Annotated in this window: 13 protein-coding genes; all 13 read left to right on the forward strand. The window is 43.1% G+C overall.

The annotated features are described in order from the left end of the window. The first annotated feature begins 7 nt into the window (after nucleotides 1-7). Nucleotides 8-2155: a tyrosine-protein kinase Wzc gene (wzc, locus tag AC1RKG_RS05440; RefSeq protein WP_187962564.1), complete on the forward strand. Its 2148-nt coding sequence runs from the start codon at nucleotides 8-10 to the stop codon at nucleotides 2153-2155. 91 nt (nucleotides 2156-2246) lie between these two features. Continuing rightward, complete coding sequence (locus tag AC1RKG_RS05445) at nucleotides 2247-2936, forward strand: acylneuraminate cytidylyltransferase family protein (RefSeq protein ID WP_182821034.1); 690 nt, start codon at nucleotides 2247-2249, stop codon at nucleotides 2934-2936. Between the two features lie 3 nt (nucleotides 2937-2939). Then, nucleotides 2940-5180, forward strand: coding sequence for an N-acetylneuraminate synthase family protein (locus tag AC1RKG_RS05450; protein WP_187962565.1), 2241 nt, complete (start codon nucleotides 2940-2942; stop codon nucleotides 5178-5180). Continuing rightward, complete coding sequence (locus AC1RKG_RS05455; RefSeq protein WP_493182307.1) at nucleotides 5181-6419, forward strand: lipopolysaccharide biosynthesis protein; 1239 nt, start codon at nucleotides 5181-5183, stop codon at nucleotides 6417-6419. Next, a complete protein-coding gene (locus AC1RKG_RS05460) occupies nucleotides 6416-6922 on the forward strand; it encodes an acyltransferase (RefSeq protein ID WP_187962567.1) in 507 nt (168 codons plus the stop codon). The genes AC1RKG_RS05455 and AC1RKG_RS05460 overlap by 4 nt, the downstream gene beginning before the upstream one ends. A gap of 48 nt (nucleotides 6923-6970) precedes the next feature. Further along, nucleotides 6971-7987, forward strand: a complete 1017-nt coding sequence (locus tag AC1RKG_RS05465) for a hypothetical protein (RefSeq protein WP_493182309.1) — start codon at nucleotides 6971-6973, stop codon at nucleotides 7985-7987. A gap of 30 nt (nucleotides 7988-8017) precedes the next feature. Then, a complete protein-coding gene (locus AC1RKG_RS05470) occupies nucleotides 8018-9154 on the forward strand; it encodes a glycosyltransferase (RefSeq protein WP_493182310.1) in 1137 nt (378 codons plus the stop codon). 2 nt (nucleotides 9155-9156) lie between these two features. After that, nucleotides 9157-10491 carry a hypothetical protein gene (locus AC1RKG_RS05475; RefSeq protein ID WP_187962570.1) on the forward strand — a complete coding sequence of 445 codons (1335 nt, stop codon included), beginning with the start codon at nucleotides 9157-9159 and terminating at the stop codon, nucleotides 10489-10491. A gap of 32 nt (nucleotides 10492-10523) precedes the next feature. Beyond that, on the forward strand, nucleotides 10524-11582 hold the full coding sequence (locus tag AC1RKG_RS05480) for a glycosyltransferase family 4 protein (RefSeq protein ID WP_493182312.1): 1059 nt from the start codon (nucleotides 10524-10526) through the stop codon (nucleotides 11580-11582). After that, nucleotides 11579-12643 carry a glycosyltransferase gene (locus AC1RKG_RS05485; protein WP_187962572.1) on the forward strand — a complete coding sequence of 355 codons (1065 nt, stop codon included), beginning with the start codon at nucleotides 11579-11581 and terminating at the stop codon, nucleotides 12641-12643. The genes AC1RKG_RS05480 and AC1RKG_RS05485 overlap by 4 nt, the downstream gene beginning before the upstream one ends. An 89-nt stretch (nucleotides 12644-12732) precedes the next feature. Beyond that, the gene (locus AC1RKG_RS05490; protein ID WP_262504770.1) at nucleotides 12733-14148 is read left to right on the forward strand and encodes a mannose-1-phosphate guanylyltransferase/mannose-6-phosphate isomerase; all 1416 of its coding nucleotides are present in this window, start codon (nucleotides 12733-12735) and stop codon (nucleotides 14146-14148) included. Nucleotides 14149-14210: 62 nt separating this feature from the next. Next, a complete protein-coding gene (cpsG, locus tag AC1RKG_RS05495) occupies nucleotides 14211-15584 on the forward strand; it encodes a phosphomannomutase CpsG (protein ID WP_187962574.1) in 1374 nt (457 codons plus the stop codon). 126 nt (nucleotides 15585-15710) lie between these two features. Then, nucleotides 15711-17105: an undecaprenyl-phosphate glucose phosphotransferase gene (gene wcaJ, locus AC1RKG_RS05500; protein WP_187962575.1), complete on the forward strand. Its 1395-nt coding sequence runs from the start codon at nucleotides 15711-15713 to the stop codon at nucleotides 17103-17105. Nucleotides 17106-17166 lie beyond the last annotated feature (61 nt).

Consider the following 17166-nt stretch of genomic DNA (forward strand, 5'->3'; position numbering starts at 1 on the left):
GATTCCAATGACTGATAATACGAAACCAGGCTTATCAACGGCCAATAATCATGACGAGATCGATCTAAGTCGTTTGTTAGGTACTTTACTTGACCATCGCTGGCTTATCATCGGTATTACAGCGTTATTTTCTGTTGCCGCTATCATTTATTCGCTGTTTGCCACCCCGGTCTACCAGGCCGATGCAATGGTACAGGTTGAGCAAAACGTTGGTAACTCACTGGTCAATGATTTATCCCAGATGTTACCGAACAGTCAGCCGGGTTCTTCTACTGAAATCGAACTAATCAAATCGCGCATGGTAACGGGTAAAACTGTTGACGATTTGAATCTTGACACTGTGATTCAGCAGAAATATTTCCCGCTTTTTGGTCGTGGTTGGGCGCGTTTAACTGGCGTTGAGCCAGGGCGCATTGCGTTGTCTCGTTTGAGTGTACCGCCGAATTCGGATGACATTGAGCTTGAATTGAAAGTCATCGATGATAAAAATTATGTGCTGGACAAAAATGGCACTGAAATTATCAAAGGGAAGGTCGGTGAGTCAGCCAGTGCTCATGGAATAACGTTATTGGTCAGTGAAATTTCTGCTGAGCCAGGCACCGTATTTGAAGTAGCCAAATTGCAGCGTTTGGTTGCCACCAACAATTTGCTGGACGCTTTGACCGTTGAGGATAAAGGTAAGGATACCGGTGTCCTGGCACTGAGTTTGATCGGCGACGATCCGATTCTGGTGCGCAAAATTTTGGACAGCATAAGTAAAAACTACCTATTGCAAAACGTTGAGCGCAAATCAGAGGAAGCGGCCAAAAGTTTGGACTTCCTGAAAGAGCAGTTACCAGAGGTCCGGAGCTCTCTAGATAGCGCTGAAGAAAAACTCAACCGTTTCCGCCAGGCCAATGATTCGGTCGATTTGTCTTTGGAAGCTAAATCGGTATTGGATACCATTGTTGGTGTTGAAGCTCAGTTAAATGAACTGACTTTTAAAGAAGCGGAAATCTCCAAGCTCTATACTAAAGAGCACCCTGCTTATCGTGCACTGATGGAAAAACGCGTTACCTTGCAAAAGGAAAAGGACAAACTGAATAAACGCGTCAGCGGTATGCCGAAAACCCAGCAGGAAATTTTGCGTCTAACCCGTGATGTTCAGGCTGGACAAGAAATTTACATGCAGTTGCTGAACAAACAGCAGGAACTGGGCATTACCAAGGCAAGTACCGTAGGTAATGTACGTATTGTTGACCCGGCAGTAACGCAGCCGCGACCGGTGAAACCGCAAAAAACAATTATCGTCCTGATTGTCACTCTGTTGGGTGGGTTGTTCTCCACCGGGTTCGTCCTGTTAAAAACCATGCTTCATCGCGGCATTGAAAGTCCCGAGCAGTTAGAACAGCAAGGTATTAACGTTTATGCCAGCATCCCTCTGTCCGAATGGCAACAGAAAAGTGACCGCGAAACAATGTTGTCCGGTAAGCGCAGCAGCACCAAAAGTTATACGCTGCTTGCCGTGGGTAACCCGGCAGATCTGGCTATCGAAGCAGTAAGAAGTCTGCGTACAAGTTTGCACTTCGCCTCACTGGAAGCAAAAAACAACGTTCTGATGATCTCGGGCGCCAGCCCAAGCATCGGTAAGACGTTTGTTAGTATTAACTTGGCGGCCGTTATTGCTCAGGCAGGGCAACGTATCTTGGTCGTTGATGCCGATATGCGTAAAGGCTACGCGCATTCATTGTTGAACTGTGAATTAGGTACCGGTCTATCCGATGTCCTTTCCGGGCAGGCAACGGCGCAGCAGGCGATCAAGAAAACTTCGATTGAGAACCTGAGTTTTATATCGCGCGGTAAAATCCCACCCAATCCTTCAGAGCTGCTGATGCACAACCGTCTGGCAGAGTTCTTAGAGTGGGCGGGTAAAGAATATGACATCGTATTGGTAGATACCCCGCCAATTTTGGCGGTGACAGATGCTGCAATCGTGGCACGTAATGTAGGGACCACCCTTTTGGTTGCTCGTTATGCTGTTAACTCATTGAAAGAGATCGAAGTAAGTATCCGTCGCTTTGAGCAAAATGGCATGGAAATCAAAGGTATTATCCTTAATGCCGTTGAGCATAAATCTGGTAGTGCCTACGGGTACTACGCGTACGAATATAAATAATCCCCATCCTATCGTTAAATAGAGGCTCCTTATTCTGAGGAGCCTCTTGTCCTATTCAATAAATTATAGATTCCAATTTCGGAGATATCACATGAGTAATCTTGCAATTATTCCAGCAAGGGGTGGGTCGAAAGGGATCCCTAAGAAAAACATTAAAGAAATAGCAGGGAAACCCTTAATTGCTTGGAGTATTGAACAGGCGATTAATTCATCAAATATTGATCGTGTCATTGTAACAACGGATTGCGAAGATATTGCTTCAATTGCAAGAGAGTATGGCGCTGAGGTTCCCTTTATGCGTCCAGCTCACTTGGCGGTAGATACTGCAGCCACCGAGCCTGCGTTATTACATACGCTAGAGTGGCTGGCGGAGCATGAGAATTATAAGCCTGAATTTACCGTATTATTGCAAGCAACATCGCCAGTTCGAAAAGATGATGCGATTGATGTTGCTATCAAAAAGATTATTGATAAAAAAGCCGACTCTCTACTGAGTGTCTGCGAGTTCTGGCATTTTCTTTGGGAAAATGAAGATAATCCGAAAGCTTATTATGACTATTTAAACCGTCCGCGGCGTCAAGATATAAAGCCGGAAAATATCAAGCTTAAAGAAAATGGTTCAATTTATGTAACTAAAAGCGAGATTCTTTTGAGTACCGGTAACCGTCTTGGCGGAAAAGTTGTTGCACACAAGATGTCAGAAGAAGAAAGCTTTGAAATTGATACCATGCTTGATTGGGCAGTTGTTGAAGTGATTTTGCAGAATTGGAATGGGAGATAATTAATGTTAATTCAGAAAAAAATATCCGATTTTTTGGTGTTTGAAACAGAAACAATCATCAAAGCATTGGAAAAAATCAACTCAAATAAAAAACGCATTATCTTTGTTGTTACTGAAGACGGTAAGTTATGTGGCTCCTTCTCGGATGGTGACTTCCGCCGCTGGATCACCAGTGGTGATTTCGACCTGAGTCGTGAAATGTCTGAAGTCATGAACCAGAACGTTCGCTACAAAAAAGTTGATGCGCCGCGTACTGAAATTGAAGCCTTTTTCACCAATGGCGTTGACGTTCTACCATTGGTGGATGACTATCGCCGCCTGGTAGCTGTAGCGCTGCAAAGTGAGAAGGGGCTGACCATTGGTAAGCACACTATCACAGATACATCGCCGAGCTATATCATTGCAGAAATTGGCAACAACCATAACGGCGACATCAAGCTGGCTAAGCACTTGGTCGATCTGGCCGTTGATGCTGGCGCTGATTGCGTCAAATTCCAGATGCGTGATCTTAGTTCATTGTATAAAGGTGGCAATGAGAAAGATCAATCTGCTGACCTAGGTGCGCAATATACAATTGATTTATTGAGAAAATTCCAGCTGTCCAATGAAGAGCTCATCGAGGTGTTCGATTACTGCAAAACTAAGGGGCTAACTCCATTGTGTACGCCATGGGATCTCAGAAGCCTTGAGATTTTGGAACAGTATGGCATGGAAGGTTATAAAGTCGCTTCTGCAGACTTCACTAACCATGAAATGCTAGGCGCATTGGCGGCTACAGGCAAGCCGTTGATTTGTTCAACCGGCATGTGCAGCGAAGCAGAAATCAAAAGTTCTGTTGAATTCCTGAAGTCTAAAGGTGCCGAATTTGTCATTCTGCATTGCAACTCAACTTATCCGACTCCATTTAAAGATGTGAACCTGGCTTATATTAAGCGTCTGCAGCAAGTGACCGGTTGCTTGGTTGGCTATTCTGGCCACGAGCGCGGGATCTCCGTACCCATCGCTGTAGCCGCGCTTGGCGCTCGAGTAATCGAGAAGCATTTCACTATTGATAAATCAATGGAAGGTAATGACCATAAGGTTTCATTGCTGCCACCAGAATTTAAAGAGATGGTCGTGCGCATTCGTGAAGTTGAAGAATCCATGGGTCAGGCTGGCGAACGTACCATCACTCAGGGGGAAATGATCAACCGCGAAACCTTGGCGAAGAGTTTGATCATCAACCGTGACCTGAAAAAGGGCGAGATCATCACTCGCGATATGATTGAAGTGAAAAGCCCAGGTCAGGGATTGCAGCCTCTTTATATGGAGCAATTGGTGGGTAAGAAAGCCATCCGAGATCTTGAGGCCGGTGGTTATTTTTATGAATCAGATCTGAATGATGAAGCGATTGAAGCTAAAGATTACGATTTTGATCGCCCATTTGGTATTCCTGTTCGTTATCACGACTACAGCAAATTGAAAAACAAATCCAATCTGGATTTTGTTGAGTTCCACCTGAGCTACCAGGATATGGAATTGGATTTAACCGAGTTCTTCTCGGGCGCAGAAGACATTGGTTTTGCCGTACATAGTCCTGAACTGTTCGCCAACGATCATATACTGGATCTGGCATCTGAGGACCCGGCATACCTTGCACATTCCATCAAGCAATTGCAGCGTGTCTGCGATGTTACCCGTGCGCTGAAGCAATATTTCCCGAAAACTGAATGCCCGGTTATCGTAGTTAACGCTGGTGGATTCAATACCACAGGTTTCTTGCCTAAAGAAGCACGCCAGGGAATGTATGAGCGCATTGGCTCCGCATTGAGTCAAATAAACCAGGAAGGCGTGGAAATCATTATCCAAACCATGCCGCCATTCCCATGGCACTTTGGTGGACAGAGCTACCACAACCTGTTTGTTGATCCTGATGAGATTAAGGCATTCTGCGAAAAGTATAACTACCGTATCTGCTATGACACATCTCACTCGATGATGGCATGTAATTACTACCAATGGGATCTTCATGAGTTTACTCAGAAAGTTGGTGCTTACACAGCGCATATGCACGTTGTTGATGCGTTGGGCGTTGACGGCGAGGGTGTACAGATTGGTAAAGGCGATGTGAACTTTGATGAGCTTGCCGATGACCTGCTGCGCTATGCTCCCGGCGCGATGTTTATTCCAGAAGTTTGGCAGGGCCATAAAAATCAGGGAGAGGGATTCTGGCACGCACTTAACTTCCTGGAAAAGTATCTGTAAATGAGCAAAGTCATTATGGGCGCTGCGGCCTTGTCGATAGGGGATATTCTTGGCAAGGTCATAGGCTTCATCATACTGCCTTATTTAACAGCACACCTTGGCGCGTCGGGATACGGCGCGCTAACTCTGTATCTTTCTGTTATTCAGATGTTGATCATTTTTATTTCATTTAGTGGTCAGGGTTTGTTACCGGTCAAATACATGCAGGAGGGGGAAGGGAGTTCCCTGGTGTTCCGCAGAGATAACATCACTCTGGCCATGGCGTCGAGCGTGTTATTAGTGGTGATATTTTATATTGTTACGCTAGTCGCTAATATATCTGTAAGTTTTAGTGATGGTTTTCTGGTGGTTTTGGCATCTTTAGCTCAGGCGCTTAACTTTATCAATTTGTCGCACCTGCGTATTAGCCAGACGTACAAGGTTGCAGCGATTGGGCAGTTTTTGCTGTCCGCATTTAACGTTCTGTTTACGATCGTCCTTTTCGAAATGATTGCGGCGACACCTGGACAGCGGTTGATAGCGATAGCGGCCTCGTTTTTCAGTATTCAACTTGCCTATGAGTTTTTTGTTTACAAGAAAATCAAGGGCGAGCGTATTACATGTGAACCCGTACGAAAACGCTATAAAGAAATTGTCAGTTATGGTTTGTCATTGCTGCCACATCATGGCAGTTACTGGATTAAATCATCAATAGACCGTTTTTTCATTGCTCATTACATGAGCACCGCCGTAGTAGGGGTTTATGGTTTAGCATTTCAGCTTACCTCTATCGTGATGTTGTTTTTTGGTGTAATTAACCAGGCATTTCAGCCTTTTATTTACCGCAAGTTGAAAGAAAATGATTTTAGAGGCGTTGAGCTTATTCAATATGGCTATACAGGTTTAGTGATCGTAGCCTGTGTGATTTATTTCTTTATTATGCCATTTGTTTTTCCTTATCTCTTTAAGGCTGAGTTTAATCGCGCTATATACTATTTCAATATTTTATTGCCTGGGACAGCGTTCCTCTCTATTTATTATATATTTACGCATTCCCTTTTTTATTATCGCAAAAATAAAATCATTTCAATCATTACCATGGGCTCAATGATTACACATTTAGTTGGTATATTTATTATCACGGTGACGACAATAAAGGTTGAATATTTCTGTTTCGTTTATGCTGTTTCAAGTCTTTTTGCATGTACAGCGACATTTATTTATGGTAAGCGGCAAATTAAGATTGAGAGGAAAAGATGATAGCAAGTTTTAAACGATGGTTACGTAATCTACGTAAGCAACGTTATAAGTCTAAAGTTCTCAATGCCGTGGCAAAATGCGGCCGCGATCCAAAGGTTAACTTTTTGACTCTTGTTAATAATAAAACAACTCTGGGTAATAACTTCAACTCCAACGGTTTGACGGTGGTGGGGAAGGGGAGTGTTGTCATCGGCGATAATTTCCACTGTGGTTTCGGTTGTGTAATAATCACCGAAAATCATAACCACAACGGCACTGCAATTCCGTATGACCATACTTATATCATTAAAGATACTCATATTGGAGATAACGTTTGGTTAGGTATTAATGTAATTCTTCTGCCAGGCGTCACTATAGGTGAAGGTGCGATTATCCAGGCTGGTAGCGTTGTGGTTAAGGATATTCAACCTTATGCTATCGCTGGCGGTCATCCGGCTACGCAATTCTCACAGCGCAATGTTGATCATTATTTACAGCTCAAAGCTGCAGGTAAGTTCCACTAAGTGGTACTTGGAAATTAGCATTAGTTGCCCTAACCGGATATCAGAAATATGAGTAAGCACATTGCGTATATCGAATCGCCACTGCAGGCTTTTAACCTGATCGAGTATCTGGATGCGAAGAACATCACACTCGACTTACTGATCGTCAATAAACGTTCAGCAAATTCAGCATTGAATCATGGGCAGATTGTATATCTGCTGCAGATGATCAGACACAAAACTTTGAAAACTATTGATGTCGAAGGATACCTGGGTAAAGTATTCGATATCCGGAGAGAATTAAAGGGCGTGAAATCTGAAGTCTGCGTGAAAGATCATGTCACATTGATCGCCGGCGAATACCGTGCGAGAGTGTTTTGGATGTTGGCACATAAATATCCAAAAAGAGATATTGTCTTGCTTGATGATGGGACGGCTACGCTAAGGATTAAGCGAACCAATACCGTTACGGTGAGAGATATTCTGAAGTCGATCTTTCTTAAGTCACTGGGGATAGTCAATAATGATCGAGAGAAACTGACATTTTTCTCGGTTTACAATATCGATAAAAATATTGCTCAGCGGGACAAGATAGTAAAGCATAACTATCAAAAATTTAAGGTTAAGCTGGCGAGTTTGCCACAGGGGGGTAATAAGATATTTATTATTGGTACCCCACTCTATGAGGCTGGAGTAACCTCAGTTGATGATATCGAACTGACGCTAAAAATGATCGAAGATCTGAAACAGAATCAGAAAGAGGCCGAATTGGTTTATATTCCGCACCGCCGTGAGCGAGAAGAGAAAATCGAGGCGATCAGGCAGCATGTGGAAGTTCGTCGTCTTGATTTCCCGTTTGAAGTTTATCCCATCGTGGTGGGAGAGAATGTAGCGTCAATAGCCGGTTTTTATTCATCATTGTATGACAACCTAATAAAAATTTATGATGAAAAGATCAAGATAACTGCGTATGTACTTGATGAAAAACTTCTTTCTCCTGAGTGGGTTAGCTTTGTTGATGCGATCTATAAAAATTATGAAAGTTATGAGAGTGCTGACATTACTCTGATTAAAAATAAGTTTTAATTTTATAAATTATTCTGTGGTGGCCAATAAATGAAGATTGCTTTAATAAATACACTTTATGCTCCCTACAAGATTGGTGGCGCAGAGGTCTCGGTACAAATGCTCGCTGAAAGTCTGCAGACCGTCGGACACCAGGTGCGTGTATTTTGTCTTCATGATGGTGATAAAATAAAACATGATTCAATTAATGGCGTAAGCATTGTTTATTTCCCCCTAAAGAATCTGTATTGGCCATTTCAAAAGCAGGTGGCCGGCAAACTGCAAAAAGCAGGTTGGCACCTGCTGGACTCTTATAATCCGTTCATGGCGCGTATGGTTAGATATGAGTTGGCGGCTTTTGGCCCCGAAGTGGTGCATACCAATAATTTGAGTGGTTTTTCTGTTGCTGTATGGCGCGTGGCAAAAAAACTGGGTGCCCGTGTTGTACACACCACCCGCGATTATTATTTGTTTCATCCCAACGGAACCCTGTTTAAACATGGACAAAATATGGATGTAAACAGTCTGGCTGTGACTATTACTTCATACTTCAAGAAAAAGGCCAGTCAGCACGTCGATGCTTTTGTGGGCATCAGCAAGTACATTTCAACCCTACATCAGGAAAATGGTTTTGCGCGCCACGCGTTACATACCTATATCTATAATCCAGTAGCTGCTATAGCTTTTGTTCCGTCTATAAGTGACAAAGTAAGAATAGGTTTCGTTGGCCGTTTGACTGTGGACAAAGGCTTCGATGAATTCTGTTTGTTGGCGAAACAGGGACTGCAAAATCCTCAGGTAGAATTTTATGCTGCTGGTCGCTTTAATAATGATGCAAGTGGTCAGCGGATGAAGGCACTGGCAACAGAGGTTGGCGTTAAGCTGCTCGGATTCATCAAGATTGATGAGTTTATGGCGCAGGTTGATGCGGTGGTTTTGCCAACGCGCTGGAACGAACCTTTTGGTCGAGCGGTTGCGGAATCGGCCATCTCTGGAAAGGTTGTGTATACTACTTTCAGCGGTGGAGTGACCGAAATCGCTGCTTTCTATGATAATATCTTAGAATTGAAAGACTTTTCTGTCTCAGGCGCAGTTAAGGCCGTTAGAGATAATAATAATAAGCTGCGGTCCTCTTTTTTTGAGAGTGGAAAAATAGCCAGCAGTTACGAAAGTGTGTACAGAGGATAATAATGAGAGTATCGACGAAATCGCTGGTTGTTTTCCTATTATTAATGTATATGACGCTGCTATCGTTGAATGGGATTGTGACTGTCATCGCGTACATGTCAACCAGGGCACTTTTGCTGTATAAAGATTTTTTTGCCATGGCCGTCCCCGTTTTTGTGCTTATCCTTCTTTTCGCTCGAAATCCACGGGTTTCTGCTCAGTGCCGGAGTATATTGATTTTATTTTTATCGATGGTTATATTTTCATTAGTGTTTATTCTTTTGAGTATGCTATCAGGAAGATTTGACCTTTTCCGCACTATCGTACAATTCCGGTTGGAATTATTAACTTTTGGCTCATTTTTCTTTGCCGCTGTCCTGCTCCTTTTTGAATTTGATGAACGAGTTGAAATTGTCACTAAAGTCATCAAGTACTATATTATTTTTTCCGTACTCAATGCGCTTTTCGCCGTCGCTGAATCAAGTTTAGCTGGTGTATTATACGCGGTTATTGGTTTCGACCCTGGCCCTCAGCTGACACAGTTTGGTAAAGAGTATGGTCTACTGCTACGAACTATTCAGGGGCAACTCAGAGCTTTTGGCTTGCTTACCGGCCCATTCAGCTTAAGTGAGTACTTGTTCTTTTCATTGGTATTGGCACCTTTCGTAAGTGCGAAGCATCGTAAGAAATACATCGTTCTTATTATGGTCGGGATTGCGTTTTCAACCTCTAAAACAGCTATAATTATGGCGCTGCTTTATATTATGTATTTGGTGTGTCGGCGTTTCTTCTCCGAGCGTTTTAGCTTGAATACTGTAACCATGGTGACAATGGTCTTATCATTGTTCTTTTATGTTACCACGACGAATTACAGTATTTATGAAATGATTTTTCCGAAAGAAAATGCCTATGCAGAGAACAGTATTCTGCTTAGAACGGTAAATATCGAGGCAGTACGTGCAGATAGCGGTTATTCACCCTTCACGGGGGCAGGGTATGCTGTTAATGGGAATGCCGTAATTGGTGATGACAATACGAACTCTATACCTTTAGACAGTATGTATATCTATATGCTTTCTAATTATGGTAACGTTGGGATTATCTTCTTAGTTATTGTTGCTTCAGTTATTCTTGGTATTCTTTATCAGCGCACTCGGCGAGGGCTCAATCCCAGTATATATCTGTATTGGATGATATCGTTGTCAATGAACTTTGTTTATAACAACCCATTGACCAACTATCCCGGATATATATTCCCGATAATAATATCAATATTATTGTTGTCAGTTAGAAGACCAGAGAATAGTTTGGTCAAGAGAACGGGGAAATCTCTTAGCCGTGCTCATCTGGCACATTGACACGTTGTTATTTGAATGGCATGAGGTAGATAATGATTTATGTCAATGCGCGATTTTTAACACAAGATTTAACCGGTGTTCAACGTTTTGCTCAAGAGATAAGCTTGGCGTTAAGTAATATTCGAAATGATTTGGTTTTTCTTTCCCCGAAAAATATTATTCACACTGATGTCGCTTCAAAGTTGAATGTGCAAGTTATTGGTGAACGAGGCGGGCATTTATGGGAGCAATTAGAGTTACCTGCTTTTTTACGTAAGCAAGGAAACCCTTTATTGATTAACCTATGCAATACCGCTCCGGTATTTTATAGTAATAAGTTTGTAACTCATCATGATGTTATTTATAAACGCTACCCACAAAGCTATTCTGCAAAGTTTCGTTTTGTTTATAATAATATTTTTCCTTTGATGTTGCGTTCTAGCAAGGCATTGTTGACAGTAAGCGAATTTTCAAAGAAAGAACTTTATGCAGCGTTTAATTACCCTTTAAATAATATTCATGTAATTAATAACGCCGTAGCCAGTAAGTTTAGAGCTGAACCTCAGGTGGCTAGTGACGAGAAACCTTATTTATTGGCGGTTTCATCTCCGAACTATCATAAAAATTTTCACGGACTAATTACCGCCTTTTCGCAAATGGAAGGTAATAAAGATGTAGTGTTGAAAATCATTGGAGCTGCAAATAAAAATTTTACAGGGGTGAATTTTTCTCCAGAGGCAATGCAGGCAGAGAACATACATTTTGTTGGCCGCGTGAGCGATGAGAGCCTGATTAAACTTTACTCTAATGCCAGAGCTTTTGTTTTTCCTTCTTTATACGAAGGGTTTGGAATTCCTCCATTGGAGGCGCAGGCTTGCGGTTGCGCAGTGGTAGCATCCAATAGGGCCTCCCTGCCAGAGGTACTGGCTGACAGCGTGTTGTATTTTGACCCAGAAAATATCCTTGAAATGAGGCAAACCTTGGATCGAATTATGCAAGATGATGTTTTACGTCAAACTCTGGTTGAAAGGGGTTTTGAGAACGTTAAACGTTTCGATTGGGGGCGTTCTGCTGAAGACTTGAATAAAATCATTATGGGATCTGCCCAATGAAAAAAAAAGTGTTGCACGTTGCTGAAACGGTGAAAGGTGGAGTCGCAACGGTTATCAGGCAACTTGTACAACCAAATGGTGAGTTTGATTTTTATTGCTTGCTGCCGGATAGCCAATACAGCGAGATTGGTACGTTTCCTGAGAGTAAGTTGAAAAAATTCACTCGTTCTGGGAGAAACATTTCATCATTTATTTCACTGGCCGTGAATTATATTCGCATAGTCCGTAAAGAAAAACCGGATGTTATCCATATCCACAGCACTTTTGCAGGTGTGATATGTCGGTTACTTACGCCTTTGATTAGAATGAGCTGTAAACCAAAAATAATTTATTGTCCGCATGCATTTTCTTTTTTGATGGATACTTCTGAGAAGAAAAAAAGAGTTTACACGTGGATAGAAAAGATACTGCAAAAAAAAACCGATGTGATTATTTGTACCAGCGAGTATGAGAAGAGAGTGGCTCTCGGCGTAGGGCTGGATTCAAATAATTTAACTGTGGTTTATAACGGGGTCGAACCGCCACTGCCTACGGGTGATCATGTTACGCCCTATCAATCAGATAAAATTAATATACTGTTCGTTGGGCGTTTTGATTATCAAAAAGGTTTCGATCTAGTTAAAGAAATTGCGGATAGATTAGACGATGGATTTTTAATTACCGTCGTTGGTGGCAATGTACATGCGACAGAGTCCCCCCCTCATCATGCAAGAATAAGCTATAAAGGGTGGCTGACGTCTATTGAGATAGCTCCTTACTTTTCTTACGCAGATGTTTTGTTAATGCCAAGTCGTTGGGAGTCATTCGGCCTGGTGGCGGTTGAAGCTGAGAGTTACGGGCTACCAGTGGTAGCCAGCCGTTGCAGCTCTTTGCCTGAAGTCGTCTGTGAAGGTGTTACGGGCTACCTGTTTACGACCAATAAAGCCAGTGAGGCTGTAGAAATACTGAACACACGTGGTAAAGATGATTGGGCATCAATGAAAGCTGCCTGCGTGGATTTTTATAGCGCCAATTTCACTTCTGACAGAATGGTTTCTAGTACTTATCACCTTTACAGGTAATTCTAAGTCTGGAATGTATTTTTGTTGTTAATAACATTTTCTTTGTGTTTCTTCTAATTTTCTTTTGTATTTAATCAGTGAGAGTAAAAATGAGTAACCTTTATCCTGTTATCATGGCTGGGGGGACAGGGAGTCGTCTGTGGCCACTTTCTCGTGAGTTGTTCCCAAAACAGTTTCTAGCTTTGTGCAATGAATTTTCAATGCTGCAAACTACGGTGATGCGTCTTAAAGGGTTAGACATTATTAATCCTCTTGTGATCTGTAATGAGGAACATCGTTTTATCGTTGCAGAGCAACTGCGTCAAATTACCCGTTTGTCGCATAATATCATTTTAGAGCCAGTAGGGCGCAATACAGCCCCGGCGATCGCACTTGCTGCGCTGCAGGCTGTTTCTAGTGGTGATGATCCTCTTATGTTGGTATTAGCTGCGGACCATGTTATTCAGGATGAAGCCACTTTCCGAGAAGCGGTGAATCAGGCGGTACCCTATGCTGAAGCAGGTAAGCTAGCGACATTCGGGATTGTACCGACGGGGCCTGAAACGGGTTATGGTTATATTCAAAAAGGCACTAGCGTTGATGGTTCCAGTATTTGTGGCGTGTCGCGTTTTGTTGAAAAACCTAATCTTGAAACAGCTCAACAGTATCTCGATAGCGGTGAGTATCTGTGGAATAGCGGTATGTTCCTGTTTAAAGCCAGTCGTTATTTAGATGAGTTGGAGCGTTTTCGTCCCGACATTCTTGATGCTTGTAAAAAATCCCTGGCGCACCTGTCTCCGGATATGGACTTTATCCGTGTCGATCGCGAAGCATTCATTGCGTGTCCGGATGAGTCGGTTGATTATGCCGTGATGGAACAAACAGCGGATGCCGTGGTTGTACCATTGGACGCCGGTTGGAACGATGTGGGTTCCTGGTCAGCCTTATGGGAAATCAGTGAGAAAGACGTAAAAGGTAATTCTACCTTTGGCGACGTTCTGGAACATGATTGTTCTAATAACTACATCCGTGCGGAACATAAATTGGTGGCTATGGTTGGGATAGATAACCTCGTAGTGGTAGAAACCAAAGATGCGGTACTGATTGCCAACAAAGATAAAGTTCAAGACGTTAAGGAAATCGTTAATCAACTCAAGCAGCAGAAACGTTCCGAAAGCAAACAGCATCGCGAGGTTTACCGCCCATGGGGTAAACACGATGCGATTGCACAAGGTGAACGTTTCCAGGTACGCCGTATTACTGTCAAACCCGGCGAAAAGCTGTCTCTCCAGATGCATCACCATCGATCAGAACATTGGGTAGTTGTTTCTGGGACGGCGAAAGTCAATGCCAATGGGAAAGTGCAGTTAATTAGCGAGAACGAGTCTATTTATATTCCTTTAGGTACTGAGCATTCCCTCGAAAATCCGGGAAAAATAGAGCTAGATCTGATTGAGATTCAATCAGGTGCCTATCTGGGTGAGGATGATATCGTTCGTATTGGTGATTCAGCTCAACATAACTAATAATTTAGCGCTGTGGGCATTTCACAGCGCTACCAGATTTATATTTTGGTAAGGATCTCAACATGTCACAATCATTGACCTGCTTCAAAGCGTACGACATTCGTGGACAACTGGGCGAAGAACTGAATACCGATATAGCTTATCGTATTGGTCGCGCATATGGAGAGTTTTTGAAGCCTAAGAGCGTCGTTGTTGGCGGCGATATTCGCCTGACCAGTGAGGAGCTCAAGCTTTCTCTGGCTGAAGGGTTACGTGATTCCGGTGTGGATGTATTGGACATTGGTGTGAGTGGGACGGAAGAAATATATTTTGCGACTTTCCATTTAGGAATAGATGGCGGAGTTGAAGTTACCGCTAGCCACAATCCTATGAACTATAACGGTATGAAGTTGGTGCGCAGCCAAGCCAAACCCATCAGTGGCGATACCGGCTTGCGTGATATCCAGCGTCTGGCAGAGCAAAACAACTTTGCGCCGGTGAACAAGGAAAAACGCGGCAGCTATGAAAAGATCTCCATCGAGAAAGATTATGTGGATCACCTGTTAGGTTATGTGAATACGGCTAACCTGAAGCCATTGAAATTGGTCGTCAACTCTGGCAATGGTGCCGCAGGCCATGTGATCGATGCTATTGAAGCACGATTCAAACAGCTTCAGGTACCCGTTGAATTTATTAAAGTTCATCACCAGCCGGATGGCAACTTTCCTAACGGGATCCCTAACCCATTGCTGCCGGAGTGCCGTGAGGATACTGCCCAGGCTGTGCGCCTCCATAAGGCCGATATGGGTATCGCTTTTGACGGGGATTTTGACCGTTGCTTCTTGTTTGATGAGCACGGTGGTTTTATCGAAGGGTATTACATCGTTGGTTTACTGGCTGAAGCGTTCCTCGAAAAGGAACGTGGGGCAAAAATCATCCATGATCCGCGTTTAAGCTGGAATACCATTGACGTGGTGACTCAAGCAGGCGGGGTGCCGGTGATGTCAAAGACCGGCCACGCATTTATTAAAGAACGCATGCGTTTGGAAGATGCGGTCTATGGTGGTGAAATGAGTGCACATCATTATTTCCGTGAGTTTTCATACTGCGACAGCGGCATGATCCCATGGCTACTGGTGGCTGAATTGTTGTGCATTAAGGGTAAGACGCTAGGGCAGTTGGTTGAAGATCGTATGGCGGCCTACCCTGCTTCAGGGGAAATTAACAGCAAATTGCAGGATCCGCAGGCTTCAATTGAGCGGGTTTTAAATCGTTACCAGCCAACTTCGTTGGCATTTGACACAACCGATGGTATTAGTCTGGAGTTTTCTGACTGGCGCTTCAACCTGCGCAGTTCTAATACTGAACCCGTAGTACGTTTAAATGTCGAGTCCCGTGCTAATCCCCTATTAATGCAACAAAAAACAGAAGAAATACTGGCCTTGCTGCGCAGATGATCTCTGAGTTTAACGCTATATTGTATAACTGGGCTATATAGATGGCCCAGTAAAGTTAAGAGATATAGGTACCAGAGAAAACTTACAAAAGGCATCTATACTATGATAGTTAATAGGCAGTTATCTATGAACGGTTTCCGTCGAGGAACATTGCATACCAATGCATCCCTAACCTCAATGATCCAGCGTTTTTCCGATATTTTCATTATTTTTGCCGGATTGTACTTGTCTTGCCTGATTTCTGGTGCTGACTTTATTATGCAGCACTGGGTCATGGTATTGATTTCAATTGTTATTTTCCAAATGATTGGTGGTATTACGGATTTTTATCGCTCATGGCGTGGGGTTCGCGCGGGTCTTGAGGTCCAGCTCATCTTACAAAACTGGTCGTTGAGTCTGCTTTTAACCTCGGGAACAGTAGCGTTAGTTAATTCCTTTAACAATGAATATTCCGTGTATATCCAATGGTATTTGTTGGTGTCTTGCGGGCTGGTTATTTCGCGTAGCGTGATCCGCTTGTTTCTTGGATATATGCGTAATATCGGTTTTAATACCCGAAATGTGGCGATAATGGGGGCGATGCCGGTTGGTATTCGCCTGGCTGAATCACTTCGCGATGCCCATTGGATGGGGTTTAAAGTACTTGGGATTTATGACAATGATAATTCTCAACTAAATACTACAATCGAGCGCCGGGGTGACTTATGCCAACTGGTAGAAGATGCTAAAAGTGGGCGTATCGATCGTGTGTATATAGCTATGTCGATGGAGCAGGAGAAGCTAATCAAAGACACGGTTGCCGACCTTTCCGACACCACTTGTTCAGTGATGTTGATTCCTGATATTTTCACCTTCAATATATTACAGTCACGCTCCGAAGAAATTAACGGTGTGCCGGTTGTTTCGTTGTTCGATACTCCGATGAGCGGTATTAATCAGGTTATTAAACGCATTGAAGACATTATTTTGTCAATTTTAATTTTGCTGTTTATTTCTCCTGTGTTGTTGTTGATTGCTGGCATGGTGAAATTCACATCTTCCGGACCAGTGATCTTTAAACAAAGACGTTATGGTATGGATGGTAAGGCCATCGAAGTTTGGAAGTTCCGTTCCATGAGTGTAATGGAAGATGGTGACAAAGTGGTTCAGGCAACAAAAGGGGATGCGCGGTTAACATCGGTAGGCGCTTTTTTACGTCGCACCTCTTTGGACGAACTACCACAATTTATCAACGTATTGAAAGGTGACATGTCCATCGTTGGACCAAGGCCACATGCGGTGGCGCATAATGAACAGTACAGAAAATTGATTAACGGTTATATGTTACGCCATAAAATGAAACCAGGTATAACTGGCTGGGCGCAGATCAATGGCTGGCGTGGCGAAACTGACACGCTGGAGAAAATGCAAAAACGTGTTGAGTTCGATCTGGATTATATTCGTAACTGGAGCGTCTGGTTGGACATCAAGATTGTGTTCTTAACCATATTTAAAGGCTTTATTAATAAGTCTGCTTATTAAATATAAGAATAGCGTTAATGGTAATTCACATGCCAGAGTGTGGATTGCCTGATCTCTGGGA

Source organism: Serratia sp. GW822-FHT06D09 (assembly GCF_058799515.1).

Excerpts from the sequence above, each read along its gene's own strand:
- wzc (WP_187962564.1), top strand. The coding sequence starts at position 8 with ATGACTGATAATACGAAACCAGGCTTATCAACGGCCAATAATCATGAC.
- AC1RKG_RS05445 (WP_182821034.1), top strand. The coding sequence starts at position 2,247 with ATGAGTAATCTTGCAATTATTCCAGCAAGGGGTGGGTCGAAAGGGATC.
- AC1RKG_RS05450 (WP_187962565.1), top strand. The coding sequence starts at position 2,940 with ATGTTAATTCAGAAAAAAATATCCGATTTTTTGGTGTTTGAAACAGAA.
- AC1RKG_RS05455 (WP_493182307.1), top strand. The coding sequence starts at position 5,181 with ATGAGCAAAGTCATTATGGGCGCTGCGGCCTTGTCGATAGGGGATATT.
- AC1RKG_RS05460 (WP_187962567.1), top strand. The coding sequence starts at position 6,416 with ATGATAGCAAGTTTTAAACGATGGTTACGTAATCTACGTAAGCAACGT.
- AC1RKG_RS05465 (WP_493182309.1), top strand. The coding sequence starts at position 6,971 with ATGAGTAAGCACATTGCGTATATCGAATCGCCACTGCAGGCTTTTAAC.
- AC1RKG_RS05470 (WP_493182310.1), top strand. The coding sequence starts at position 8,018 with ATGAAGATTGCTTTAATAAATACACTTTATGCTCCCTACAAGATTGGT.
- AC1RKG_RS05475 (WP_187962570.1), top strand. The coding sequence starts at position 9,157 with ATGAGAGTATCGACGAAATCGCTGGTTGTTTTCCTATTATTAATGTAT.
- AC1RKG_RS05480 (WP_493182312.1), top strand. The coding sequence starts at position 10,524 with ATGATTTATGTCAATGCGCGATTTTTAACACAAGATTTAACCGGTGTT.
- AC1RKG_RS05485 (WP_187962572.1), top strand. The coding sequence starts at position 11,579 with ATGAAAAAAAAAGTGTTGCACGTTGCTGAAACGGTGAAAGGTGGAGTC.
- AC1RKG_RS05490 (WP_262504770.1), top strand. The coding sequence starts at position 12,733 with ATGAGTAACCTTTATCCTGTTATCATGGCTGGGGGGACAGGGAGTCGT.
- cpsG (WP_187962574.1), top strand. The coding sequence starts at position 14,211 with ATGTCACAATCATTGACCTGCTTCAAAGCGTACGACATTCGTGGACAA.
- wcaJ (WP_187962575.1), top strand. The coding sequence starts at position 15,711 with ATGAACGGTTTCCGTCGAGGAACATTGCATACCAATGCATCCCTAACC.